Annotated in this window: 24 protein-coding genes and 1 riboswitch; of the genes, 9 read left to right on the forward strand and 15 right to left on the reverse strand. The window is 72.8% G+C overall.

The genetic code is table 11. From position 1 onward, the window contains the following. Window positions 1–54 precede the first annotated feature (54 nt). Both ACFVGY_RS29090 and ACFVGY_RS29095 read left to right on the forward strand, forming a co-directional pair. Window positions 55–1020, forward strand: coding sequence for a DMT family transporter (locus tag ACFVGY_RS29090; RefSeq protein WP_385682558.1), 966 nt, complete (start codon window positions 55–57; stop codon window positions 1018–1020). 44 nt (window positions 1021–1064) lie between these two features. Next, window positions 1065–1211 carry a hypothetical protein gene (locus ACFVGY_RS29095; RefSeq protein ID WP_385682561.1) on the forward strand — a complete coding sequence of 49 codons (147 nt, stop codon included), beginning with the start codon at window positions 1065–1067 and terminating at the stop codon, window positions 1209–1211. Between the two features lie 97 nt (window positions 1212–1308). Here ACFVGY_RS29095 and ACFVGY_RS29100 read toward each other — a convergent pair whose 3' ends face one another. After that, window positions 1309–2640, reverse strand: a complete 1332-nt coding sequence (locus ACFVGY_RS29100) for an aminotransferase class I/II-fold pyridoxal phosphate-dependent enzyme (protein ID WP_385682564.1) — start codon at window positions 2638–2640, stop codon at window positions 1309–1311. A gap of 36 nt (window positions 2641–2676) precedes the next feature. Here ACFVGY_RS29100 and ACFVGY_RS29105 point away from each other — a divergent pair, with 36 nt between their 5' ends. Next, window positions 2677–3387, forward strand: a complete 711-nt coding sequence (locus ACFVGY_RS29105) for a pyridoxamine 5'-phosphate oxidase family protein (RefSeq protein WP_385682567.1) — start codon at window positions 2677–2679, stop codon at window positions 3385–3387. On the opposite strand, the gene ACFVGY_RS29110 is transcribed toward ACFVGY_RS29105, so the two are convergent. Both ACFVGY_RS29110 and ACFVGY_RS29115 read right to left on the reverse strand, forming a co-directional pair. Next, window positions 3369–4457 carry a DMT family transporter gene (locus ACFVGY_RS29110; protein WP_385682570.1) on the reverse strand — a complete coding sequence of 363 codons (1089 nt, stop codon included), beginning with the start codon at window positions 4455–4457 and terminating at the stop codon, window positions 3369–3371. The genes ACFVGY_RS29105 and ACFVGY_RS29110 overlap by 19 nt on opposite strands. Before the next feature lie 164 nt (window positions 4458–4621). After that, on the reverse strand, window positions 4622–5620 hold the full coding sequence (locus ACFVGY_RS29115) for a DMT family transporter (protein ID WP_385682573.1): 999 nt from the start codon (window positions 5618–5620) through the stop codon (window positions 4622–4624). A gap of 172 nt (window positions 5621–5792) precedes the next feature. Here ACFVGY_RS29115 and ACFVGY_RS29120 point away from each other — a divergent pair, with 172 nt between their 5' ends. Continuing rightward, window positions 5793–6221 (forward strand): SRPBCC family protein, encoded by a 429-nt coding sequence (locus tag ACFVGY_RS29120; RefSeq protein ID WP_385682576.1) that lies wholly within the window; start codon window positions 5793–5795, stop codon window positions 6219–6221. A 252-nt stretch (window positions 6222–6473) separates the two neighbouring features. Here ACFVGY_RS29120 and ACFVGY_RS29125 read toward each other — a convergent pair whose 3' ends face one another. Continuing rightward, on the reverse strand, window positions 6474–7091 hold the full coding sequence (locus ACFVGY_RS29125; RefSeq protein WP_385682579.1) for a PadR family transcriptional regulator: 618 nt from the start codon (window positions 7089–7091) through the stop codon (window positions 6474–6476). A gap of 270 nt (window positions 7092–7361) precedes the next feature. Here ACFVGY_RS29125 and ACFVGY_RS29130 point away from each other — a divergent pair, with 270 nt between their 5' ends. Beyond that, window positions 7362–7973 (forward strand): hypothetical protein, encoded by a 612-nt coding sequence (locus ACFVGY_RS29130; RefSeq protein ID WP_385682582.1) that lies wholly within the window; start codon window positions 7362–7364, stop codon window positions 7971–7973. Window positions 7974–8156: 183 nt separating this feature from the next. Further along, entirely contained in the window at window positions 8157–8975 is an 819-nt protein-coding gene (locus tag ACFVGY_RS29135) for a PhzF family phenazine biosynthesis protein (RefSeq protein ID WP_385682584.1), read from the forward strand. A 35-nt stretch (window positions 8976–9010) separates the two neighbouring features. On the opposite strand, the gene ACFVGY_RS29140 is transcribed toward ACFVGY_RS29135, so the two are convergent. Further along, complete coding sequence (locus tag ACFVGY_RS29140) at window positions 9011–9835, reverse strand: CPBP family intramembrane glutamic endopeptidase (RefSeq protein WP_385682587.1); 825 nt, start codon at window positions 9833–9835, stop codon at window positions 9011–9013. A gap of 94 nt (window positions 9836–9929) precedes the next feature. After that, complete coding sequence (locus tag ACFVGY_RS29145; RefSeq protein ID WP_385682590.1) at window positions 9930–11468, reverse strand: glutamate-cysteine ligase family protein; 1539 nt, start codon at window positions 11466–11468, stop codon at window positions 9930–9932. A gap of 494 nt (window positions 11469–11962) precedes the next feature. Between ACFVGY_RS29145 and ACFVGY_RS29150 the strand changes: the two genes are divergently transcribed. Both ACFVGY_RS29150 and ACFVGY_RS29155 read left to right on the forward strand, forming a co-directional pair. Further along, on the forward strand, window positions 11963–12580 hold the full coding sequence (locus ACFVGY_RS29150) for a hypothetical protein (RefSeq protein WP_385682593.1): 618 nt from the start codon (window positions 11963–11965) through the stop codon (window positions 12578–12580). Window positions 12581–12895: 315 nt separating this feature from the next. Further along, on the forward strand, window positions 12896–13093 hold the full coding sequence (locus tag ACFVGY_RS29155) for a DUF5999 family protein (protein ID WP_385682596.1): 198 nt from the start codon (window positions 12896–12898) through the stop codon (window positions 13091–13093). A gap of 122 nt (window positions 13094–13215) precedes the next feature. Here ACFVGY_RS29155 and gcvP read toward each other — a convergent pair whose 3' ends face one another. Continuing rightward, window positions 13216–16101 carry an aminomethyl-transferring glycine dehydrogenase gene (gene gcvP / locus ACFVGY_RS29160; RefSeq protein ID WP_385682598.1) on the reverse strand — a complete coding sequence of 962 codons (2886 nt, stop codon included), beginning with the start codon at window positions 16099–16101 and terminating at the stop codon, window positions 13216–13218. A gap of 197 nt (window positions 16102–16298) precedes the next feature. Then, window positions 16299–16396, reverse strand: a riboswitch (glycine riboswitch). Window positions 16397–16510: 114 nt separating this feature from the next. Between gcvP and ACFVGY_RS29165 the strand changes: the two genes are divergently transcribed. Then, entirely contained in the window at window positions 16511–16891 is a 381-nt protein-coding gene (locus tag ACFVGY_RS29165; protein WP_385682601.1) for a PRC-barrel domain-containing protein, read from the forward strand. A 36-nt stretch (window positions 16892–16927) separates the two neighbouring features. Here the strand turns inward: ACFVGY_RS29165 and ACFVGY_RS29170 are convergent, their stop codons facing one another. The 8 genes from ACFVGY_RS29170 to ACFVGY_RS29205 all read right to left on the reverse strand — a co-directional run bounded on the left by ACFVGY_RS29170 (window position 16928) and on the right by ACFVGY_RS29205 (window position 23874). Further along, window positions 16928–18388, reverse strand: a complete 1461-nt coding sequence (locus ACFVGY_RS29170; RefSeq protein WP_385682604.1) for a DNA polymerase IV — start codon at window positions 18386–18388, stop codon at window positions 16928–16930. 88 nt (window positions 18389–18476) lie between these two features. After that, window positions 18477–19115: a MerR family transcriptional regulator gene (locus tag ACFVGY_RS29175; RefSeq protein WP_385682607.1), complete on the reverse strand. Its 639-nt coding sequence runs from the start codon at window positions 19113–19115 to the stop codon at window positions 18477–18479. A 181-nt stretch (window positions 19116–19296) separates the two neighbouring features. Next, window positions 19297–19770, reverse strand: coding sequence for a bifunctional nuclease family protein (locus ACFVGY_RS29180; RefSeq protein ID WP_360637280.1), 474 nt, complete (start codon window positions 19768–19770; stop codon window positions 19297–19299). Between the two features lie 52 nt (window positions 19771–19822). Further along, window positions 19823–20584 carry a MerR family transcriptional regulator gene (locus tag ACFVGY_RS29185; RefSeq protein WP_385682610.1) on the reverse strand — a complete coding sequence of 254 codons (762 nt, stop codon included), beginning with the start codon at window positions 20582–20584 and terminating at the stop codon, window positions 19823–19825. A gap of 42 nt (window positions 20585–20626) precedes the next feature. Beyond that, entirely contained in the window at window positions 20627–21169 is a 543-nt protein-coding gene (locus ACFVGY_RS29190) for an FHA domain-containing protein (protein ID WP_385682613.1), read from the reverse strand. A gap of 484 nt (window positions 21170–21653) precedes the next feature. Continuing rightward, window positions 21654–22631, reverse strand: coding sequence for a DUF881 domain-containing protein (locus ACFVGY_RS29195; RefSeq protein ID WP_385682616.1), 978 nt, complete (start codon window positions 22629–22631; stop codon window positions 21654–21656). Between the two features lie 5 nt (window positions 22632–22636). Next, window positions 22637–22969, reverse strand: coding sequence for a small basic family protein (locus ACFVGY_RS29200; protein WP_030158423.1), 333 nt, complete (start codon window positions 22967–22969; stop codon window positions 22637–22639). Further along, window positions 22966–23874, reverse strand: coding sequence for a DUF881 domain-containing protein (locus ACFVGY_RS29205; RefSeq protein ID WP_385682619.1), 909 nt, complete (start codon window positions 23872–23874; stop codon window positions 22966–22968). The genes ACFVGY_RS29200 and ACFVGY_RS29205 overlap by 4 nt, the downstream gene beginning before the upstream one ends. Window positions 23875–24005: the final 131 nt, after the last annotated feature.

Consider the following 24005-nt stretch of genomic DNA (forward strand, 5'->3'; position numbering starts at 1 on the left):
ACCCCAAAGAAATCTCGCTTGTCCTACGAGGTTGAGCCGAGCAGAGTACTCCTCATGAGCGCCCCCGCCACACCCCGCCCCGCGCCGCCGTCCCAGGCCGCAACCCAGCCGTCCCCCTTCGCCCGGTCCGCCCGATCCGCCCGGTCCGCCCTCGTGGACTGGCGACTCCGCTTCGCGCTCCTCTCGGTGGTCTGGGGCTTCAGCTTCCTCCTGATCAAGGTGGGCACCCAGGGCTACGCCCCGTTCCACGTCGCCCTGGGACGGGTGTTCTTCGGGGCGCTGGCCCTGCTCGCGGTGCTCCTGGTCCGGCGCGAGGCGCTCCCCCGGGGCCGGCGCACCTGGGTCCACCTCACCGTGGCTGCGCTGCTGCTCAACACGCTGCCGTTCTCGCTCTTCTCGTACGCGGAGCTGACGATCCCGTCCGGCCTGGCGGGCATCTGCAACGCCACCTCCCCGCTGTGGGGGATGGCGCTGTCGCTCGTGGCGCTGTCCGAGGACCGCCCGACCCGGCGCCGCGTCGCCGGGCTCGGCCTCGGCTTCCTCGGGGTGCTGACGGTCCTCGGCGCCTGGCAGGGCTTCTCCGGCGTCGACGCCGAGGGCACGGCCTACGCCCTGCTGGCCTCGCTCTGCTACCCCGTCGGCTGGATCTACGTCCGCCGCACCCTGGCCTCGGTGCCGGGCTCCCCGGCGGCCCTGACCGCCGGGCAGCTGCTGATCTCCACGCTCCAGCTGCTGCTGGTCAGCTCCCTGTTCACGGCGGCGCCGGCGGGGCTGCCGCTGTGGCCGACGCTGGCCGTGATCGCCCTCGGCGCACTCGGCACGGGCATGGCCCTGCAGATGCAGTACGGGCTGGTGGCGGAAGTCGGGCCGACCACGGCCCAGATGGTCACGTACTTCATCCCGGTCATCGCCACCACGGCGGGCGTCCTCCTGCTGGGCGAGCAGCTCCACTGGAACACCCCCGTGGGCGCGGCGATCGTCCTGGCCGGCGCGGCCCTCACCCAAACCCGCCGCCGCTAGGCTCTCCGGCCGGGCCAGGACCGCAGCGCTCGACCGCCGGGGGCGTGCGTCACGCCCGGGGCCTCCTCGACGCGCCGGCGCAGGTCGTCACGGCCTGCCACGGCGGCGCGGAACCCGGATGGCTCGGGGGCGCCTTCCGTACGCTCCTCGTCCTGATGGGCCCGGCCCCGACGGCCGACGGCACTGCCTGACGCACGCGTCCGGACCCGCGTCCGCCCGGCCCCGGCCAGTCGGCCGGTCGGCCGACCGGTCGACCAGTCGAAGCGGCCGGTCAGTCGAAGCGACCGGTCAGTCGAAGCGGCCGGCGGGGGCGGGGCGTACCGCCGTCGCGAGGGCCTCGGCGAGGGGGGCCACCTCGGCGGGGTCCAGCCCGGACACCGTCACCCGCACGCCCGGCCCCGCCTGCATCCGGAACCGGCTGCCCGGCGCCACCGCCCATCCGGCCGCCAGCATCCGCGTCACCACGCCCGTCTCGTCGGCGACGGGCACCCACACGTTCATCCCGCTGCGCCCGTGCGCCCGTACGCCGCGCTCCGCCAGGGCTGCGACCAGGGCGTCCCGCCGCTCCCCGTACGAGCGCACCACCGCCGCCGGGTCGACCAGCCCCGAGGACCACAGGTCCGCCACCGCGTACTGGAGCACCCGGCTCACCCATCCCGGCCCGAGCCGCTGCCGCCCGCGCACCCGGTCCAGGGTCACGCCGTCGCCGGTCAGCACGGCCAGGCGCAGGTCGGGCCCGTAGGCCTTCGCCGTGGACCGCACCAGCGCCCAGTGCCGGGTGACCCCGCCGAGCGGGTGCAGCGGGACGTCGACGATGCCGTGCCCGTGGTCGTCTTCGATCACCAGCGCCTCGGGGTGGGCCGCCAGCACCGCCCGCAGCTCCGCGGCCCGCTGCCCGCTCACGGCCGCTCCGGTCGGGTTCTGTGCCCGGGCGGTCACCACCAGCGCCCGCGCCCCGCGCCGGAGCGCCTGCTCGACGCCCGCGGCCGACGGCCCCTCGTCGTCCACGGCCACCGGTTCCACCCGCAGGCCCAGCGCCGCCACCAGGTCCAGCACGCTTCCCCAGCCCGGGTCCTCCAGGGCGACCGCGTCCCCGGGGCGCAGGTGTGCGTTCAGCACGCGCTCGATCCCGTCCAGCGCGCCCGAGGTCACTGCCAGCGGACCGGCCGGCACCCCGTCCGCGTCGAACCCCGCCCGGGCCGGACCCGCCAGCTCCGGCGCGACGGGGTCGTGCCCGTACAGGGTCGGCTCCTGAGCGTGGCGCGCCGCGGCCGCGGCCAGTGCGGCGGCCAGCCCCGGCAGCAGCCGCACGTCCGGATTGCCGGACGCGACATCGCGGGTGCCCGGCGGCACTGCGGGCCGCAGCGCGTCCCGCGGGGCGGTGGCCGGCCTGCCCCGCACCCGGCTGCCGCGCCGCCCGTCGGTCTCGATGACCCCGCGCTCGCGCAGCGTGCGGTAGGCGGCTGCCACCGTGTTCGGGTTCACGCCCAGCACCCCGGCGAGCTCCCGCATCGGGGGCAGCAGCGTGCCGGGCGGGAGCGCGCCCGACCCCACACCCGTCTCGACGCTGGCCGCAATGTCCGATGCGCGGCGGCCCGTGATCCGATACTCTCCTAGCACAAAGTCGATTATGCACTAGTGCAATGGGGTGCGCCAATGACCGCCACGACCGAGACCACGGGGACCACCGGGTCGGCCGAGCCGACCGCGCCGGCCGGCGCCTACGAGCCCACCGACCGCACCGTCCCGAGCCGCTCCCGCGAGCGGGCGCGCTACGACCGCGCCACCGTCCACGCGATACTCGACCAGGCCTACGTCTGCCACCTCGGTTTCGTCCGCGACGGCGCGCCGGTGGTCCTGCCGACGCTGTACGCACGGGTCGGCGAGACCCTGTACGTCCACGGCTCCACCGGCTCCCGTCCCCTGCTCGCCGCGGGCAAGGCAGACGCCGGACTGCCCGTCTGCCTGACGGTGACGCACGTGGACGGCCTGGTGCTGGCCCGGTCGGCGTTCCACCACTCGATGAACTACCGCTCGGTGATCGTGCACGGCACCGCCCACCAGGTGACCGACGAGGACGAGCGCCGCACGGCGCTGGACGCCCTGGTCGACCACGTGGTGCCGGGCCGCTCGGCCGACTGCCGGCCCGCGAACGCGAGGGAGCTCGCCGCCACCGCCGTGATCCGCCTGGACCTGGCCGAGGTGTCCGCGAAGCTGCGGACCGGCGGCCCGAACGACGACCCCGAGGACCTGGACCTGCCCTACTGGTCGGGCGTGGTCCCGGTCGCGCCGGCGTACGGGACCCCCGTCCCGGCCGACGGGCTGGCCCCCGGGATCGCCGCTCCGGACTACCTCGCGGCGCTCTGAGCCGGTACGGCGGCGGGCCCGGAAGCGCCCCCGCCGGCCGCAGGCTCCTCCACGGGCCGGGCGTCCGCCGGAGCACCGGCCGCCGGCCCGCCGGCCGCGACCACACCGCCGGCGAGGTCACCGCCCGCCGGCCGTCGCGCCTCAGCGGCTGTCAGCCCGCCCACCGCACTCAGCAGCAGTACGGTGCCGAGCACCACCGCACCGGTCAGCCGCTCCCCGAGCACGAACACGGCGATCACCGCCGCGCTGACCGGCTCGATCAGCATGATGACCGACACCGTCGCGGCCCGCACCGCAGCCGCCCCGGTGAAGTACAGGGCGTACGCCAGTGCCGTCGGCACGGTGGCGACGTACACCAGCAGCCACAGCACCCGCGCCGGCTCCGCGGTGTGCGGCAGCAGCCCCTCCACGGCCGCGAGCGGCAGCAGGCACAGCGCGCCCACCGCGGCCGACCAGGCGGTGGTGACCAGCGGGTCGCCCGCCGCCCCGCGGCGCCCGAGCGCGCGGGCCCGCAGGGTCATCCCCGCGTACCCGGCGGCCGAGGCCAGGGCCCAGCCCACGCCCAGCGGCCGCACCTCCCCGGACCCTCCGCCGAGGACGAGGACGGCGAGCCCGGCGAGGGCCCCGGCGACGGCGGCCACGCCGCCCGCGCCGAGCCGCTCACCCATCCGGTACCAGGCCCCGACGGCGATCAGCACCGGCCCCGCGCCGAGGGTGACCACCGTGCCGACGGCGAGGCCGGTCTCCTGCACGGCGGCGAAGTACGCGGCCTGGAAGAGCGTGAACAGCAGCCCCGTACCGACGAGCGAGCGCACGGACGGGCGGGGGGCGGCCGCCGCGCCGCGGGACCGGGTCCGGCGCGCCCGGTGTGCCCGGTGTGCCCGACGTACGGCGAGCACGCCCAGCAGCACGGCGAGGCCGCCCGCACAGCGCCAGAACGTCAGGGCCAGCGGGCCGAGGTCACTGGCCAGGTACAGGAGCGAGGCGGCGGCGCCGGCGGTGCCCCAGGCGGCACCGGCGACGACGAGGGACAGCAGACTGCGCCCGGAAGCGGGCGAGGGATTCGACACGTGGTTCTCCGCGCATGCGTAAAGGACGAAGGAGACGACTCATCGCATCGCGGGCAGCACGACTCGGCCCGGGAGCCCCCGGGCCGGGTTCTCGTTCAGACGGTGTGGGCCGCCCGCGCTAGGCGGCGGGCGGCGGGAGCACGGTCGAAAGCATGGGCGCCAGCCTATGCGGTGGTCGCCTCCCGGTCCACCGGAACCGGCACGAGCTGCTCCGCTCCCTGCGGCTGCTCCTGCGGCGGCGCTGCCTGCGGCGGCGCGGGCGCCGGCCGCGCGGTCTGGGCGATGAAGGCTCCGCCCAGCACCAGCGCACCGCCGATGGCCTGCGGCGTCGAAAGGTGCTCGCCGAGAAGGATCCAGGCGAACACGGTGGCGACGACGGCCTCCAGGAAGGCCACGACCGAGGCCACCTGGGGCGAGAGGCTGCGCACCGACACGACACCCGTCAGGTACGCGAACACGGTCGCGACCAGCACGACCCACCCGAGCAGCAGCAGCGCGGGGACCCGCGTGTCCCCCATCAGGGCATGACCGCCCAGCACCTGCCAGTCGATCTCCCAGGGGCGGGCGATCACCGACATCACGAGCGCGCCGATGAGCATGCCGTACGCGATCACGCCGATCGGGTCGGGCGCGTCGTCACCGTCGGCACCCTGGTCGGCGAAGACGAAGTAGAACGCCTGGCAGCAGGCGGCGCAGAGGCCGAGCAGCACGCCCAGCGCGTCCAGTTTCAGCCCGGCCCACACCTCGACCACGCACGCCAGCCCCACGACGGCGACCGCGGCGCCGGCCGCGGCCGCCCGGGTCACCGGCTTGCGCTGCACGAAGCGGATCCAGCCGAGCAGCAGCGCCGGCCCCAGGTACTCCAGCAGCAGGGCCACGCCGACGGGGATCCGGGACAGGGAGGCGAAGTAGAAGGCCTGCACGCCCGCTACGGCGACGATGCCGAAGCCTGCGAGCAGCAGCGGTTTGCGGCGCAGCAGGGCCCGGTGCCGCCAGGCCAGCGGGGACAGCACCAACGCCGCGCCGCCCACCCTGAGCCAGACCATGTGCAGCGGGTCCAACCCCGCCTCGATCAGCGGCTTCGCCGCCACTCCCGAACCACCGAACGCGAACGCGGAGACCAGCGCGAGGCCGAGTCCGGCGTTCCTCCCAGACGCTTGCATCGGGCCATCATGTCAGGGCTTGTCAGGACCGTCACGACCATGACACCTGTTGAGACACATGTGATACCCGCCGTGATCAGCTCCTGTTATCTGACGAGTCGTCAGTATTGAATGTTCCGCCCGCCGGGGATACGTTCCGCCGCACGTACCCGACGAGAAGGGTGGTGGCGGCATGGCAGAGGTGACCGCGGAGTCACGCATCGAGGCGTCCCCGGCGCGGCTCTGGGCCCAGCTGACGGACTGGCCGGCGTACGGCCGGTGGAGCGCGACGCACACGAGCTTCCCGAAGGGCGGACCCGAGACCCTCGCGGTCGGGGCGACCTTCGAGGAGAACATGAAGATGATGGGCTTCCCCGCCGAAGTCGTCTGGACCGTCTCGGAGCTGGAGGAGGAGCGCCTCTTCGCCATCACCGGCAAGGGCCCGATGGGGGTCGCCGTCCTCACCCGCTACACCCTGGCCCCCGACGACGGCGCCACCGTCGTCCGCATCGACGGGGAGTTCACCGGCGCGGCCGTCTCCCTGATGGCGGGCAAGCTGAAGGACTCCGCCACCGCCGCCCTGAACGAATCGCTGCGCAAGCTCGCCGGCCTGGTCACCTGACCGCCTCCGGGGCGCCCCCCACCGGGGACGCCGCCGCCCCGGGCCGTGCGGGCGCGGGGGGCCCGCCGGGGGGGGGCGCCGCGCGGGGGGCCCCGCCCGGGCGCGACCGCCCGCCCCCCGCCCCCCCCCCCGGGCCCCCCCCCCCCCGGCCCGCCCCCCCCCCCGGGGGGGGGGCCCCCCGCCCCCCCGGGGGGGGCCCCGGGGGGGCGCGCCGCGCCGTTGACCGTCACCCGTCACCCGTCACCCGCCGGCTCAGTGCTCGTCGGCCAGGATCAGGTAGAGCTTCTTGCGGGCGTCGTTGATGACCGCGAGGGCCTTCTCGCGCTGCTCGGGGGTGCCGGTCTTGAAGACCTGCCCGAAGGCCTCCATCAGGCCGATCCCGGCCGTCCGGACCTCGTGCATCGCCTCGAAGTCGAAGCCGCGCCCGGCCTCGGCCCAGGGGGCCTCCGACCCCGATTCGGCCTCGGCGCGCCCGGCGTCGGTGAGCGTGAAGAGCTTCTTGCCACCCTCGCTCTCGCTCGCGATGAGCCCCTCGTCCTCCAGCAGCTGCAAGGTCGGGTAGACCGAGCCGGGGCTGGGCTTCCAGGCCCCGCCGCTGCGCTCGCCGATCTCCTGGATCATCTCGTAGCCGTGCATCGGCCGGTCCTTGAGCAGCGCCAGGATCGAGGCGCGCACATCGCCCCGCCGGGCCCGGCCGCGCAGCCCGCCGCGCCCGCCCCGCCCGCCGAAGGGGCCGCCCCCGAAGGGCGGGCCGAACGGGCCGAAGGCGGCGCGCTTCATGAACTCCTCGCGACGATCGGGCCCGCAGTGCCCGTGGCCCCGACCGTGCTCGTGGCCGTGGCCGTATCCGTGCTGTCCGCGTGAACGCATGACTGCGCTCCTTTCGCCATCCGTGGTTCCGGTGCTCCGTGTATCGCTCCTGCGATGTCTCAACTATCGCCAATCGCTCGCGATGCGTCAACGATATATCGGAAACTCGTACCGAACACCCCTGTGACCAGTCCAGTCGACGTTGCCCCCTGTGGATCAGGCGGCACCCCCTCGACTGCGCGTCGCGCCACCTCGTCACCGCAACGAGCCCACAGGGGCCCCTGACAGCCCGCCGCAGCCGGTGTCGGGGACCCTGGATACGGTGGCCGGGTGAACGGATCGAATCCACCAGCCGGACCCGCCGTACCGACCTCTCCCGATGTGCCGGCCGCGTTGCTGCCCCTCCTGGGCACCGACGAGGAGGTCATCGCGTTCTTCGCCGGGGTCGCGGACCTCGACGCGACGGACCCGGCCTCCCACGAGCTGGGGGACGGGATCCGGCTCGCATCCGGAGCCCGACTGGAGCAGTTCGCTCGGGCCGGCTCGGGGGACGCGTTCTGCTTCGTCGGCGACGGCGGCGAGGAACGCCCGGTGGTGTACGTGAGCCTCGACGGCGGGGCCGGACTGCTCGCGCTCGGGCTGCCGGAGTTGGTGAGGCTGTGTCTCGTGGCGCCGTGGTGGCGGGACGCTCCCGGGAGGACGGCCGAAGGGCTCCGGGTGGTCGCCGACGAGTACCGGGAGGACCGCCCCGACTTCGACCGGCGGCGCGACCGCGCGGCCCAGGCGCTCGGTCTCGATCCGGCCGGGCTGCCGTCCGAGGCTGCGGCCCTGACCCGACTCGTGGAGCTCTCCCGGGGACCAGTCGCGGCGGACTGCCTCGTCGTCGGGTACGACGGTGGTCCGCTCGCCCCCCTGTTCGACGCCGCCCCCGGCACCCCCTGACCGACTAGCCACAAGAGCCCGGAGTCGGGTCAGCCGCCGGTCGCCCGTGGCCGGACCACAGCCAGCTGACTGGCGGCGAGCGGTCACAGTTCAGTGAGACGGGTCAAGGTTCAGTGAGACCGGACACCAGTCCTCCCGGATCGGCGTTTGTCCGCGATCAAGGAACGAGCCTACCGTCGGGCCATGCGCCTCCGAATCGTCGACGCCTTCACCGACCGCCCCTTCGCCGGGAACCCCGCCGGGGTGCTGCTCCTGGCGGACGGCTTCCCCCCGGACCCCTGGCTCCAGCAGGTCGCCGCCGAGGTCAACCTCTCCGAGACGGCCTTCGCCCACCCCCTGCCGCCCGGCGGGAACGCCGACTGGGCCCTACGCTGGTTCACCCCGACCGCCGAGGTCGACATGTGCGGCCACGCCACGCTGGCCACCGCGCACGTCCTCGCCACCGGCGGCCTCGCCCGGGGCCTGATCCGGTTCACCGCCCGCTGCGGCATCCTCACCGCCGAAGCCGCCGAGGACGGCGGCATCACCCTGGACTTCCCGACCTCCGAGCTGACGCCCGTCGCGACCGAGACCGCCGTCCGCGCGGCCCTCGGCGCCGAGATCAGGTCCGTCCACGACACGTCCGCGCACGTCGGCGACCTGCTCGTCGAGCTGGCGGACGAGCGGACCGTGCGCGGGCTCACCCCCGACATCGCCGCCCTGCGCGGCTACGCCCGACGCGGCGTGATCGTCACCGCTCCCGCAGAGGACCCCGCCCGCGGCTACGACTTCGTCTCCCGCGGCTTCTTCCCGGCCTTCGGGATCGACGAGGACCCGGTCACCGGCAGCGCCCACACCGCTCTCGCCCCGTTCTGGGCCGAACGTCTGGGCCGCACGCAGCTGACCGGTCTCCAGGGCGGCGCCCGCACCGGCCTGGTACGGGTCACCCTGGCGGGCGACCGCACCCTCCTGACCGGGAACGCGGTCACCGTCATCGACGGCGAGCTGCTCACCCGGCCCTGAGCCCCCCGTGCGGCGCCGGCTCCGGGAACCGGGGGCTACGAGGGGGTCGGCAGCCAGCCCACCTTGCCCGCGAGCAGCGCGTACCCGCCGAAGGCCACGACGTCGAGCAGGGCATGTGCGACGACGAGCGGCATCACTCGCCCCCACCGTCGGTAGGCGAGCACGAAGACCGCGCCCATCACCATGTTCCCGATGAAGCCGCCGACGCCCTGGTACAGGTGGTACGAACCGCGCAGCACCGAACTGGCCACCAGCGAACCCGTGGGCGACCAACCCAGCTGGTCGAGCCGGCGCAGCAGGTAGGCCAGCACGATGACCTCCTCCACCACGGAGTTCTGCACCGCGGAGAGGACCAGCACGGGGAACTTCCACCACACGTCCGGCAGCGCCTCGGGCACCACCGTGAGGTTGAACCCGCTCGCCCGCGCCGCCAGGTAGAACGCCAGCCCGGCGCTCCCGATCCCCGCCGCCACCAACGCCCCGCGCGCCAGGTCCCAGCCGGGCCGGGTACGGTCGAAGCCCAGCACCCGCAGCCCCGGCACCCCCTCCCGGGTCAGCAGGTGGGCGACGAGCAGCACGGGTACCAGTGCGGTGCAGATCCCGAACAGCTGCCAGGCCAGGTCGAGCCAGGGCCGGCCGGGTGCGTACGAACCGTTGAGCGTGGCGGCCTGGTCCTTCAGGCCGCCGGGCTTGGTCAGCGAACCGATGAAACTGATCAGCGAGGAGGCGGCGCTCGCGCCCAGCGACAGCGCCAGCACGAGCAGCGTCTCGGTGCGCAGCAGACTCCGCCGCCCGTCCTCGTCCAACGACCCGACCACCGGCTCCGGCTGCGCCCGCACGTCCGACTCCCGTTCCGCCATCCCGTTCCGACCACCCCATACTGCCTCCTCGGCGGCGGAACGGGATCAGCGGACGGCGTACCGGCTGCTGCAACGCGGCCCGGCCCGGCCCGGCTCAGGGCCTCCGGGCCGGTACCGGCGCTCCCCTCTCCTGGGCCGGGAGACCGACCGGCCAGGTGTGCACGGGGTCGCCCTTGTGCATGAGCTCGCTGTAGCGACGGGTGATCGCGGCGAGCGCCGCGTCCCGATCCAGGCCGGCCGCGAGCGCCCGGTGGTAGGTGTCGACCTGCCAGGTCGACCCGTTCGCCCGCCGCCGGCAGCGCTCCTCGATGATGCCGAGGTAGTGGTCCCGGTCGGCGCGCTCGATGCCCCAGGCGTCCAGCCCCGCCGCCGCCATCGGCAGCAGCTCGTCCAGGACCAGTCGTACGGCGGGGACGCTGGCCAGGCCGCCGCCGCGGCCGCGGCGCGGCCACCGCAGCCGGGCGTCGATCCCGTACCGGCAGGCCGCGTCGAAGTTGGCCTCCGCCTCGGCGAACGGCAGCCGGGTCCACACCGGGCGCTGCTCGTCGGCGAGGGTGCGGACGAGCCCGTAGTAGAAGGCGGCGTTCGCGACGACGTCGGCGACCGTCGGCCCGGCCGGCAGCACGCGGTTCTCCACCCGCAGGTGCGGCACCCCGTCGGCGACCCCGTACACGGGCCGGTTCCACCGGTAGATGGTGCCGTTGTGCAGGACCAGCTCCTGCAAGGTCGGGACCCCGCCCTCGGCGAGCACCCGCAGCGGCTCCTCCTCGTCACAGATGGGCAGCAGGGCGGGGAAGAAGCGGACGTTCTCCGCGAAGAGCTCGTACGCCGAATCCACCCACCGTTCCCCGAACCAGGTCCGCGGCCGCACTCCCTGCGCCTGCAACTCGGGCGGCCGGGTGTCGGTGGCCTGCGTGAACAGCGGCGGGCGCGACTCCCGCCACAGCTCGTGCCCGAACAGGAAGGGCGAGTTGGCTCCGACGGCTATCTGGACGGCGGTCACCGCCTGGGCCGCGTTCCACACGTCCGAGAACCGGGCCGGCGTCACCTGCAGGTGCAGCTGTACGGAGGTGCAGGCGGCCTCCGGGACGATCGACCCGGTGCTCCAGGTCAGCCGCTCCACCCCGTCGATGTCGAGGAGGAAGTCCTCGCCGCGCAGCATCAGGATCTGCTCGTTGAGCAGCGAGTAGCGGTCCACGGCCGAGAGGTTGGCGGTGACCAGGTCGGAGCGGGTGATCGTCGGCAGGATGCCGATCATCACCACGCCCGCGTCGATCGCGGCGGCCTGCCGGTGCGCATAGCCGAGCCCCGCGCTCAGTTCTTCGGCGAGCTGGTCGAAAACCCGGCCGCCGAGTCGGTGCGGAAGGACGTTCACCTCCAGGTTGAACATTCCGAGTTCGGTCTGGAAATCCTGGCTCGCAATGCGCTCGAGAACCTGCGCATTCACCATTCTCGGCATCCCGTCGGCCCCCGCCAGATTCAGCTCGATCTCCAGCCCCATCATGTTCTTGGGGCGGTCGAACCGCTTCTCCGCCAGAAGCCGCTCCAGTCCCTCCAGGCACTCGTGGAGCTTCCTCCGATACCGCCGGCGATCGGACAGGTCGAATCCGCCCGCCACGACCTTCTCCCCCATCGAAGCGTCCCTCCTCGAGTGGGCATCGCCCGGGCACCCGGACGCGCGTGTACGGTCGATGATGCCCCGGAGGCGAGATCGATAACGCGGCGGGGTGGAGCGGGACGGGGAGCGTGCGCCGGTTTGGCCGAAGGGCGCCATGGCACATTCACCTGGCAACCGTCCGTATGCAAATTCCGCATCGGTTTTGCCGGTTCCGGATAATCGACGCTTTCCAGCCGAGCCCCCGTCAGGTAACCTCCGAGGTCAGCGCGACGTGTTCGCGTGTATCCGGCATGCATGCCATGTCAGCGGGACCGGTAAGCGCCTTGCCTGCAATAGGCGGGCCGGCTACCCGAAACACTGCGTGAACACATGTCGTATAAACTCCGCAAACGAGGCAGAGAGTTGGCGCGCGGCCATTGCCCCTCAGCCCCCCTCTGGCCCCAGAATGCGACAGCGCCGTCCGCACTGCCCCCCGATCCACAGGTCTCCCAAGTGAGAGGCGACCCACCATGCCGCTGCATGTCCCCCCGGCTCCCGCGCCTGCCCTGCGCAGCGTCCTCGCGGCACTCGGTTCCCCCGCAGCCGTCGCGGCGGGCACCCCCGCCCTGCGCGCCGTGCAGGGTCCGCTGACTGCCGAGCTGCCCTTGCCGGTCCACGTCCTCGACCGGCTCGGCATGGCCCAGCCGGCCACCCCGGCCCGTCCGCCCCGCACCCGGCTGACCGGCTGGCGGTTCCTGATCCGCAGCGGAGACCGGCACATCGCCGCCGCGGACACCCGGTTGACCGCGGACGGTTGGGTCTTCTCCCATTTCTTCGAGGGCCCCTACGTCGCCGCCACCGAGCGGGCGCTGCGCCAGGCGGAGGCGCTCGGCAAGAACTACCAGCCCCGCTTGTTGTCCGTGCCGGAGCTGTACATGCTGACGCTCTGGTTGCACGGTGCGGTCGGAGCCGATGCCTCCGCCGGTCTGCCCGCGGCCGCGGACCTGCTGGTGCCACTGGCCCCGGCCCCGCCCGGCATCGCCGCGTACCGGCCGCATCCGGTATCGGAGCTGCTGCCCGTGATGACGCACCGGCTCACCCCTCCGGCCCCGCCGATGAGGCCTCCGCTGGCCGCTCCGGCTGCCTGAGCAGGCCCCTCGGCAGACCCCTCGGCAGGCCGCTCGGCAGGCCGCTCGGCAGAGCCCCTCCCCCGTACGGCCCATCCGGCGTAGTCCTGCCGGGCCACCCGTGAACCACCCAAAATGACAGGGGAGTTGGGCTGAACCGCCCGCACGGGTGATGCGTCATCAATCTGTGAGGACAGCTACCGGAAATCCCTGCGGTCCGAGGTCCGGAGGGCAACACTGGGACTGACCGCATCTAGTCGTCGACCACGGGGGGCGGCCATGAACCAGGCATCGAGCCGCAGCACACAGACCACACCGCAGCGAAAGAACGCATCCATGTGCCAGCACCAGCCAGCGTGCCCGTCAGCCGACTCCGCCGACCGGGAGGCCGCGAAGCCCGTGGCCAATCACCCGGAACAGGGCTGGAGCCTGCTGTGCAATGGTGTCCTGCTCTTCGAGGACACCGGTGAGCTGCTGCCGGACGGCCAGATCATCGCACCGCACCGCCCGCTCGCGGCGGCGCAGGCGGCCTAGCCGACACGGCTCGACGGAACGCCGGAACAGCCCGAACCGAAGGGGCCGGCCCGGGAGCAATTCTCCCGGACCGGCCCCTTCAGCGTGCAGTCACCTCACACTTTTGTGTCAGGTCGCGCGGATCAGGCGTCGTACTCGTCCAGCGGCGGGCAGGAGCAGACCAGGTTCCGGTCACCGAAGGCGCCGTCGATGCGGCGCACCGGCGGCCAGTACTTCTCCGCCGCCGAGACGCCGCCGGGGAAGACGGCCTCGTCCCGGGTGTACGCGTGCGTCCACTCGCCGCCGAGCGCCGTCGCGGTGTGCGGGGCGTTGCGCAGCGGGTTGTCGTCCGCCGGCCACTCGCCGGCCGCGACCCGCTCGATCTCGGCGCGGATGGCGATCATCGCGTCACAGAACCGGTCGATCTCGACGAGGTCCTCGGACTCCGTCGGCTCGATCATCAGCGTGCCGGCCACCGGGAAGGACATGGTCGGGGCGTGGAAGCCGTAGTCGATCAGACGCTTGGCGATGTCGTCCACGCTGACGCCCGTCTCCTTCGACAGCGGGCGCAGGTCGATGATGCACTCGTGCGCGACGAGGTCGCCCGGGCCGGTGTAGAGCACCGGGTAGTGCGGCTCCAGGCGCTTGGCGATGTAGTTGGCGCCGAGCACGGCCACCTGGGTGGCGCGCTTGAGGCCCTCGCCGCCCATGAGCCGCACGTACGACCAGGAGATCGGCAGGATGCCGGCCGAGCCCCACGGCGCGGCCGAGATCGGGCCGACGCCCGTCTCCGGGCCGGCGGTCGGCTGCAGCGGATGGTTCGGCAGGTACGGGGCCAGGTGGGCCCGGACACCGACCGGGCCGACGCCCGGACCGCCACCGCCGTGCGGGATGCAGAAGGTCTTGTGCAGGTTCAGGTGCGAGACGTCGCCGCCGAAGTGGCCCGGCTTGGCGAGGCCGACCAGGGCGTTCAGGTTGGCACCGTCGACGTAGACCTGGCCGCCGGCCTCGTGGACCTGGGCGCAGATGTCGGCGACGTGCTCCTCGAACACACCGTGCGTGGACGGGTAGGTGATCATCAGCACGGCGAGCTCGTCGCGGTACTGCTCGATCTTGGCGCGCAGGTCGTCCGTGTCCACCTCGCCGTCGTCCGCCGTCTTGACGACGACGACCTTCATGCCGGCCATCACGGCGCTGGCGGCGTTGGTGCCGTGCGCGGAGGACGGGATGAGGCAGACGGTGCGCTGCTCGTCGCCGTTCGCGCGGTGGTAGCCGCGGACGGCGAGCAGGCCGGCGAGCTCGCCCTGGGAGCCGGCGTTCGGCTGGATGGAGACCTTGTCGTAGCCGGTGACCTCGCAGAGACGTTCCTCCAGCTCGCTGATGAGCGTGAGGTAGCCCTCGGCCTGCTCGACCGGGGCGAACGGGTGCAGCTGACCGAACTCGGGCCAGGTCACCGGCTCCATCTCGGTGGTCGCGTTGAGCTTCATCGTGCAGGAACCCAGCGGGATCATGCCGCGGTCCAGCGCGTAGTCCTTGTCGGCGAGCTTGCGCAGGTAGCGCAGCATCGCGGTCTCGGAGCGGTGCTGGTGGAAGACCGGGTGCGCGAGGTACGCGTCCGAGCGCAGCAGACCCTCGGGCAGCGCGTCGGCGGCGGTCCCGTCCAGTGCCTCGACGTCCGCCGTGACGCCGAAGGCGGCCCAGACGGCCTCGATGTCGGCGCGCAGCGTGGTCTCGTCGACGGAGACGGAGACGTGGTCGGCGTCGACCTGGAACAGGTTGACCCCGCCCTCGCGGGCGGCGGCGACGACCTCGGCGGCCTTGCCAGGCACCCGGACGGTCAGGGTGTCGAAGTACGAACCGTGCACGAGCTCGACCCCGCCGGCCGTCAGACCGGCGGCGAGCAGCGCCGCGTAGCGGTGCGTGCGGCGGGCGATCGTCTTCAGGCCCTCGGGACCGTGGTAGACGGCGTACATGCCGGCCATGACGGCGAGCAGCACCTGCGCGGTGCAGATGTTGCTGGTGGCCTTCTCGCGGCGGATGTGCTGCTCGCGGGTCTGCAGGGCCAGGCGGTACGCCTTGTTGCCGTCCGCGTCCACGGAGACGCCGACGAGGCGGCCGGGCAGCGAGCGGGCGTGCTTGTCCTGGACGGCCATGTAGCCGGCGTGGGGTCCGCCGAAGCCCATCGGGACGCCGAAGCGCTGGGTGGTGCCGACGGCGATGTCCGCGCCCAGGGCGCCCGGGGAGGTCAGCAGGGTCAGCGCGAGCAGGTCGGCGGCGACGGCGACGATCGCGCCGAGCCCGTGGGCCTGGTCGATGACCGGCTTGATGTCGCGGACGGCACCGGAGGCGCCCGGATACTGGACGAGGACACCGTAGATGCCACGCTCGGCGATCTCGGCCGGGATGCCGTCGGACAGGTCGGCGACGACGACCTCGATGCCGATCGGCTCGGCGCGGGTCTCGACCACGGCGATGGTCTGCGGCAGGGCGTCGGCGTCGACGAGGAACACGTTGCCCTTGGCCTTGCCGACGCGGCGGGCCAGGGTCATGGCCTCGGCGGCGGCGGTGCCCTCGTCGAGGAGGGAGGCGCCCGAGGTCGGCAGGCCGGTCAGGTCGGCGACGACGGTCTGGAAGTTCAGCAGGGCCTCGAGACGGCCCTGGGAGATCTCGGGCTGGTACGGCGTGTACGCGGTGTACCAGGCCGGGTTCTCCATCACGTTGCGCAGGATCACCGGCGGGGTGAAGGTCCCGTAGTAGCCGAGACCGATCATCGAGGTCATGACCTGGTTGCGGCCGGCCAGGCTGCGCAGCTCGGCCAGTACCTCGGCCTCGGTCCGCGCCTCGGGCAGGTTCAGCGCCTCGGCGGTCTTGATGACGTCCGGTACCGCGGCGGCGGTCAGTTCGTCGAGCGAGCCGTAGCCCACCTGGGCGAGCATCTTGGCCTGCGCCTCGGCGTCCGGGCCGATGTGGCGCTGCTCGAAGGGGATGCCTCGCTCCAGCTGGGAGAGCGGAATGCGGTTGGCGGTCATGTACGGAGGCCTCCTGGGTCGTACGACCTGCGAGGGGCACCACGGCGCGGGCGCCCGGACGGCCTCCCCCTCTGTCATCTCAACCTGAGAGCTTCACCGGCTCCTGCGGAGGTCGTCCGCGGGGTCCGGCTTTCACCGTCGGTGAGGAGTGGAACCGGCACTGCGGGCCCGGCACCGCCCCTGCTTTCCAGAGTGGCCTCGTCCGTGCGGTACGTATGCCTGAGAGATTCCGGGGAGGATTTGCTCCTTCGGCGCCTCCGTCGAACTCGGTGGAGGACTCTCCCGCACAGGGTCAGCAGCCACCACCCAGCCTACCAGCGAGGTTCCCGGACCTCTTTCGAGTGGCCCCCATCAGGGAAATGGCCTTTTGTAGTCATTACGGAGGAGTTGCGACCCACGTGGAGGGACCGTGCAGACAGATATCGATCCCCGCAGCCTGATCGGCCGCAAGGCGTTCGACCGCAACGGGACCAAGATCGGAACGGTCGACGAGGTCTACCTCGACGATGCCACCGGAGTGCCGGAGTGGGCCGCCGTCCGGACCGGCCTGTTCAGCCGGGACGCCTTCGTCCCCTTGGAGCCGAGCGAGCTGGTCGACGACACCCTGCGCGTCCCCTTCGAACGCTCCCTGATCAAGGACGCCCCGGACTTCGGGGTGGGCCGCCACCTGTCCCCCGAGCAGGAGCTGCAGCTCTACCACCACTACGGACTGGACGTGTCCCTCCCGTCCGACTTCACGTTCCAGGCCGATTTCGGCCGTCTGGCGAAGGGCGAGCAGAACGAGGAGTAGCGCCGGCGAGGACGACCGCCCGCCCGCGGGCACTGGTCACCCGGCCCGGCCCACCAGGGGCAGCGGATCGGACGGCTCCAGGTCCGGGTCGTCCACCTGGAAGGTGCGGACCCGGCCCGGGGCCGATCCGGGCTGCTCGAACCGCACCGTGACCCGGCCGAGTCCGCTGCCCTGCACCCACCCCGGCCCGTAGACGGCGTGCCGGACGTCCTTCCCGGCCGCCCAGTGCCGCTCACGGGCCCGCTCCGGACCGTCAGTCGGCCCCTCGGTCGATCCGGTAGACCCGTCCGCCGCAGGCGCCTCAGGAGCCCCCTGGGCCCCCTCCGACCCCTCGCCCCCGCCGACCCCGGGAAGCCCCGCGGACCCTGCGGCCCCCGAGGACGCGTCCGGGGTGCCCCCAGCGCCCCCGATGGCCGAGGCGGCGGCCTGGAACTGCGCGAACAGGTCCTCCTGCGTGTAGTCCGCGAGGCCGGTCACGCCCACGCCCAGCAGCCGCACCCCGCCGGTGGTGTCCACCGCCTCCAGCAGCCGGGCCGCGGCCTCCCGCACCACCGTCGGATCGTCCGTCGGCCCCCGCAGCGTCTCCGAACGGGTCAGGGTCGAGAAGTCGTACCGCCGCACCTTCAGCACGATCGTGCGCCCCGAGTGCCCTGAGGCCCGCAGCCGTCCCACGCACCGGTCGGCGAGCCGCTGCACCTCGGTCCGGATCCGCACCCGGTCGTGGAGGTCCACGTCGAAGGTGTCCTCCACCGACACCGACTTCGCATCGCGCTCGGCGACCACCGGCCGGTCGTCCAGGCCCAGCGCCATCTGGTACAGCCCCACCCCGTGCGACCGCCCGATCAGCCGGACCAGCTCGTCCTCCCCGGCCTCGACGAGCTCCCCGACCGTGGAGATCCCGGCCCGCCGCAGGTGCTCACCGGTGGCCGGCCCCACCCCGGGCAGGGTGCGTACGGACATCGGCGCGAGCAGCTCCCGCTCGGTGCCCGGCTCGATCATCAGCAGCCCGTCCGGCTTGGCCTCTTCGGAGGCCACCTTGGCGAGCATCTTCGATCCGGCGAGCCCCACCGACCCGGTCAGGCTCGTCGCGGCCAGGATGTCCGCCCTCAGCTGCTCCCCGGTCTCCCGCGCGGAGCGGGAGTCCCAGACGCCGCCGCCCGCCTCCAGGTCCACGAAGGCCTCGTCCAGGCTCAGCGGCTCCACGAGCGGGGAGAGCTCCCGCAGCAGACCCATCACGATGTCGCTGACCGACCGGTACAGCTCGAAGCGGGGGAACAGGTAGGCGCCGTTCGGGCAGAGCCGCCTCGCCTGGGCCGTCGGCATCGCCGAGTGCACCCCGAAGCGCCTGGCCTCGTAGGAGGCGGTCGCAACGACCCCGCGCGGCCCGAGCCCGCCGACGATCACGGCCTTCCCGCGCAGGCTCGGCTTCGACGCCTGCTCCACCGAGGCGTAGAAGGCGTCCATGTCGAGATGGAGGATGGTCGGCGCGGCTCTCACAGCACCGATGCTGCCTTACGCCGCTGACAATGCCGAGGCCGCAGGGGGCAGCGCGCGCCGGGCTACGCGCGCCGGTGCGTGAGGCGTCTCAGCCGGCCCGGTTGCGCCGGGCCGCCAGCTCGTCCGCCGGGTTGTGCCCGATCACCGTCTCGCCGGTATCGACCCGCTCGCCGTGCAGTTGCGACAGGGCGTTCTCCACGTCCCGCCACACCACGCCCACCGCGATGCCGAAGATCCCCTGACCGCCCTGGAGCAGCCGTACCACCTGCTCCGGCGAGGTGCACTCGTACACGGTGGCGCCGTCGCTCATCAGCGTCATGCGCTCCAGGTCCGAGAAACCGCGGTCCCGCAGGTGCTGCACCGCGTTGCGGATGTTCTGCAACGCGACCCCGGTGTCCAGGAAACGCTTCACGATCTTGAGGACGACCACGTCACGGAAGCTGTACAGGCGCTGGGTGCCGGAGCCGTACGCGGGCCGCACCGTGGGCTCCACCAGCCCGGTCCGCGCCCAGTAGTCGAGCTGCCGGTACGTGATGCCGGCCGCCGCGCACGCGGTCGGCCCGCGGTAGCCCACCTGCTCGGCCGCCGGGGAGCCGGCCGCCGACGCCGTCGGCGAGGTCTCCGGCTGACGGCGCGCGGAGCCCGACGCACTCCCGAGGAGCGGGTACGGCCCACCGTCAGTCCGTGCGGGGATGCCCCCGGTCGTACCGTCGCCCGTGACTCTCACGCCGACCCTCCGTCCTTGACCTGCCCCCTCGAAGGTAGGCAGTCACCCGGGGTGCGTCAACGATCGCCACACTCGGCACGCCGAGTGATAATCACCCTGAGAGTGGTTTCCCGTGCCTCTTGAAGGGGCAAGGCTAACTGAATGGGGCGACGGTCTCATCGACTTTGACAAGACCGCTGTCTCATTGCGGCCCCGTGCCGAAGTCCTCCGGGGAAATCTGGTCGAGGAACTCGCGGAACTTCTCCACCTCGTCCTCCTGCTCGTCCGGGATGGCGATTCCGGCGTCGTCCAGCACGCCGTCGCTGCCGTAGATCGGCGTTCCCGTCCGCAGGGCCAGCGCTATGGCGTCGGAGGGCCGCGCGCTCACCTCGACCCCGCTGGAGAAGACCAGCTCCGCGTAGAAGACGCCCTCCCGCAGATCCGTGATCCGGACCTCGGTGAGCTCCTCACCGAGCGCCTCCAGCACGTCCTTGAACAGGTCGTGGGTCAGCGGACGGGCGGGGGCCATGCCCTGCTGCGCGAAGGCGATCGCGGTCGCCTCCCCGGGTCCGATCCAGATGGGGAGATACCGGTCGCCTCCCACTTCACGCAGGAGCACGATCGGCTGGTTGGAGGGCATTTCCACCCGGACACCCACAACGTCGAGCTCGTTCACACAGCAACCCTAGGACCTGCCCGGCAGGTTTGGGTAGTCGGGACCCCGCCGGTCAGTGCAGCCGCACCCCGAGGGCGGCCTGGACCAGAGCCTCGTGGAGCCGTACGGACAGCCCCGCGAGCTCTTTCACGGTGGCCTCCGCATGCGCCCTGGTCTGAGGGTTGCGGTGGCGCCGCAGCGGGGCCACGACCTGTTCCACCAACCCCGCCTCCCGATCCGCGGCCGCCTTCATGGCGCGCAGGTGCCGGGGCTCCAGCCCGAAGCGACCCAGATCTGCGACCAGCCGGGCCACGGTGAGCGCATCCGCGTCGTACCCGCCGCCCGCGGCCTCCGCGAGCAGCCCGTACGACTCCCATTCGGCCAACTGGGCCTCGTCCACCTCGGCGGCGGCCATGAGTTCCGCCCGCCCGACGCGGGCTCCGGCCGGGAGCTCCTGCCCCGGACTGCCCGGGAGGGCCCCGGGAGCGGCGGGTTCCGCGCCGTCCCCGTGCGCCGTGGGCGCCGGGATCCGCACCTGCTCACCGCGGTCCAGCGCGTCCAGCTGCTCGCGGATGACCTTCAGCGGCAGGTAGTGGTCGCGCTGCAGGCGCAGGATGCGGCCCAGCCGCTCGACGTCCTCGGTACTGAACTTGCGGTACCCGGACGGTGTGCGTCGGGGCTCGACGAGCCCCTCCGCCTCCAGAAACCGGATCTTCGAGATGGTGACCTCGGGGAACTCGTCGCGCAGCATCGTGAGCACCGTGCCGATGCTCACCAGCCGCCCGGCCGAGGCGGCGGTGCCGTTCCCGGCACCGCCCGTCGGAGTACGCAGCACAGGACCTCCCTGGGGTTCCCCCCGGACGGAGTCCGGGATGGGTCAGACGCCCCGCAGGCTCGCGTAGAAGACCAGCCGGTACTTGCCGATCTGGACCTCGTCGCCGTTGTGCAGCGGGACCGAGTCGATCGGCTCACGGTTGACGTACGTGCCGTTCAGGCTGCCGACATCGGCGACGGTGAAGCCGCCGTCCTGGCTCCTGCGGAACTCGACATGCCGCCGGGAGACGGTGACGTCGTCCAGGAAGATGTCGCTCTGCGGGTGCCGGCCCGCCGTGGTCAGCTCGCCGTCCAGCAGGAAACGGCTGCCGGAGTTGGGGCCGCGCCGCACGATCAGCAGCGCGGAACCCGGAGGCAGGGCCTCCACCGCGGCCTGGGCCTCGGGGGACAGCGCCGACGACACGTGCTGTTGTCCCGTCACCTCGGCCTCATAGGCCTCCAGGCCCGAGATCGAGATGGTGGACGTGGTCTCCGAGGCACGCTCCGGCGTCAGACCCGCCCGCAGCGGCGCCCCGCAGTTGGAGCAGAACCGGCTGGCCGCATCGCTACGGTGCCCGCACCTGCTGCAAACCTGCTCGGCCGACATGGACGGCTCCTCGTGCCGCGGGTACCCCGCGGAGGCGTCGGTGGCATACGGGTCGGGAGCAAACCCGCCACCCGTACTCGAGGTTGATGATTCACCGAAACCTATGCGTCCGGTACCGGCAGGGTCAACAGCCGACGCGCCCGGCGCGCCCTGAACACCCCCCGCACCCGCGACCTCGTCCCGGAAGAGCGGCCGGTCCCCCCGGCTCTGCGTCTCCTCGTGGCCGGCACGGGGCTCTGCCGCGCCGCCTTCCTCGCGGTTCTTCTTGCCGAACAACTTCTCAAACAACTTCACGGGCGATTCCCCTTGAACGAAACAGACCCGCCCGTGGGGCAGGACGAACTCCGAATGCACACACCTGCCGACCCGGACACCCTCTCAACGTCCGCAACCACCAGACAGTTTCCACCACGCACCACGACTTCAGTGCGCCGACCCCCCGCAGGCAGCAGCCCGCGCAGGACCCTCCGCTCTCCGTCCCGCATCACGACGATGACGACCGAGCGTAGTCAGGCTGCTTCGCAGCCCGCAAGGCATCCACAACGATCTTCGCCGACCGTGTGACGGCAACAGTGGCCTGTTCCTTCTCCAGTGTCTGCACCACACCGCCCGGGATGTTCAGCGCCGGCTCCAGGTCCTGCGGTTTGCCGATCACCTTGAACTCGTAGGGCTGTGCGATCTTCTTACCATCGATCGCGATCTGGCCGCCTTCGTCCGAGAAGTACGAGCCCGCCACCACTCGCACACCGTTGACCTGGATCGCCTCGGCCCCGGCGGCCCGCAGCTCCTGGAGCGCGTCCAGCAGCTGGTCGGACTCCACCTGCCCCCTCGGGTCCGTGATCTTCATGGTGATGCCCGGGCCCTGCGCCGCCACCGTACCGGCCAGGATCCCCAGTTGGCGTTCCTTTTCGACGGTCTGCCGGCGCGCCTCCTCGGCCTGGTTGGAGCTGCTCTCCAACTCCTTGCGCTGATCCTCCAGCTGTTGCTTCTCGTCCTCCAGGCGCTTGGTCCGGCTGTCCAGCTCGTCGAGGATCCGGACGAGGTCCTCCTGGCGGGCTCCGCGCAGCGCGCCGGAGTCGCTGTTCGACCGCACCTGGATGGCCAGGCCCAGTCCCAGCACGAACAGCAGGAGCGCCACGATCAGTTGGGCCCGGCTCGCCCGGAGCGGCCACAGCCCGGCGGCGAGCCGCTGCCGCCCGGTCATCTCCGGCTCGACGGACTCGGCGGGCTCGACTGACTCGGCGGGCCCGGAGGACTCGGCGGACTCGGCCGGCCCGGCGGACTCGGCCGGCCCGGCCGGCGGGCCCGGCGCCGCGGGCGGGGAGGGCTCGGCCGCCGGCTCGCCAGGCCGGGGCGCGGAGGGGGCTGCGGACTGCTCCCCGGGCTGCGGACCCTTCCGGATCTCCCGCGGGGGCTGCTCCGGGACCTTCGGCTCCTCGGGCGGGGTGTCGTTCGTACTCATCGGCCTCACGCCCGGAACACGTGCCGGCGGATGGCCGCCGCGTTGGAGAAGATGCGGATGCCGAGCACGACCACGACACCCGTGGACAGCTGCGAGCCGACGCCCAGCTTGTCGCCGAGGAAGACGATCAGCGCGGCCACGACCACGTTCGACAGGAACGACACCACGAAGACCTTGTCCACGAAGATGCCGTCCAGCATCGCGCGCAGGCCGCCGAACACCGCGTCCAGCGCCGCCACCACGGCGATCGGCAGATAAGGCTCGACGACGGCCGGCACTTCGGGCCGGACCAGAAGTCCGACCACCACTCCGGCCACGAGGCCCAGTACCGCGATCACGATGCACCCTTCTTCGGCTCTTCTGCTGTGGCTGTCCGTACGGTCAGGCTGGACGCGGCGGGCAGCCGCACCTCGTCCGTCGGGGACAGGGAGTACCGGATCCCGTAGCTCTCCTGGAGGACGCGCAGGTACTGGCCGTCCACGGAGTCCTGGAACACGGTGCCGAGCCGCTTCTTGTCCCCCACCGCCAGTACCTCGTACGGCGGCACCAGGGGCCTGTTGTCGACCAGTATCGCGTCACCCGCGGCCCTGATCGCCGACAGCGCGGTCAGCCGCTGCCCGTTGATGGAGATCGCCTCGGCCCCGGCCTGCCAGAGCCCGTTGACGATCCGCTGCATGTCGCGGTCCCTGAGCCGCCCGGTGTCGGAGAACCCGGTGTTCTCCCGCGGCTTGCCCCCACCGGCCGCGGAGGAGCCCTTCGCGTCGTCCACGACCAGCTTGAGCCCCGGACCGCGGACCTCCGAGGCACCGGACAGCAAGGTCACCAGCTGCCCCTGGTCCCCGCCGTGTTGCTTGAGCGCCTGGCGCTGGCGCCGCGCGACGTCCGCACGCAGCCGCTCGATGTCCTGTTCCAGGCCGTCCGCCCGCTCGTCGGCCACCTGTACGCGGTCGATCAGTTCCTGGCGCTCCTTGGCGAGCACCGGAGCGGTGAACTGCGTCTGGGCGGCGCCGAGGGTGACGACCATGGCGGCCAGGACGAGTCCGGCTGCCAGCGCCAGTTTGGACTTCAGGGTCCGCGGGAGTCCGGCCGTGCCCTCGGCCTCACGCCGGGCCGACGCTTCCGCATAGCCCTCGTCGAGACTGTGGTCCATCACGTGCGTCAGCAGCGACATGGACGCGTCCGGGCGCGCCGACGGCGTCGGCGCAGAGCTCCGGTTGTGGGGCGGCTGCGACATGTCGCTCATCGTCGCACGTCGGCGCCGCCCGTACCGAATGCGCCCGAACGGTGGTACCGGGGCGGCGCGCCCCCCCCCGGGCCCCCCCGGGCATCCCGCCCCGGGGGCGGGCCCCGGGCCCGGCCGCCCGCCCCCCCCCC

This window comes from Streptomyces sp. NPDC127106, from assembly GCF_042677605.1.
GTDB lineage: Bacteria > Actinomycetota > Actinomycetes > Streptomycetales > Streptomycetaceae > Streptomyces.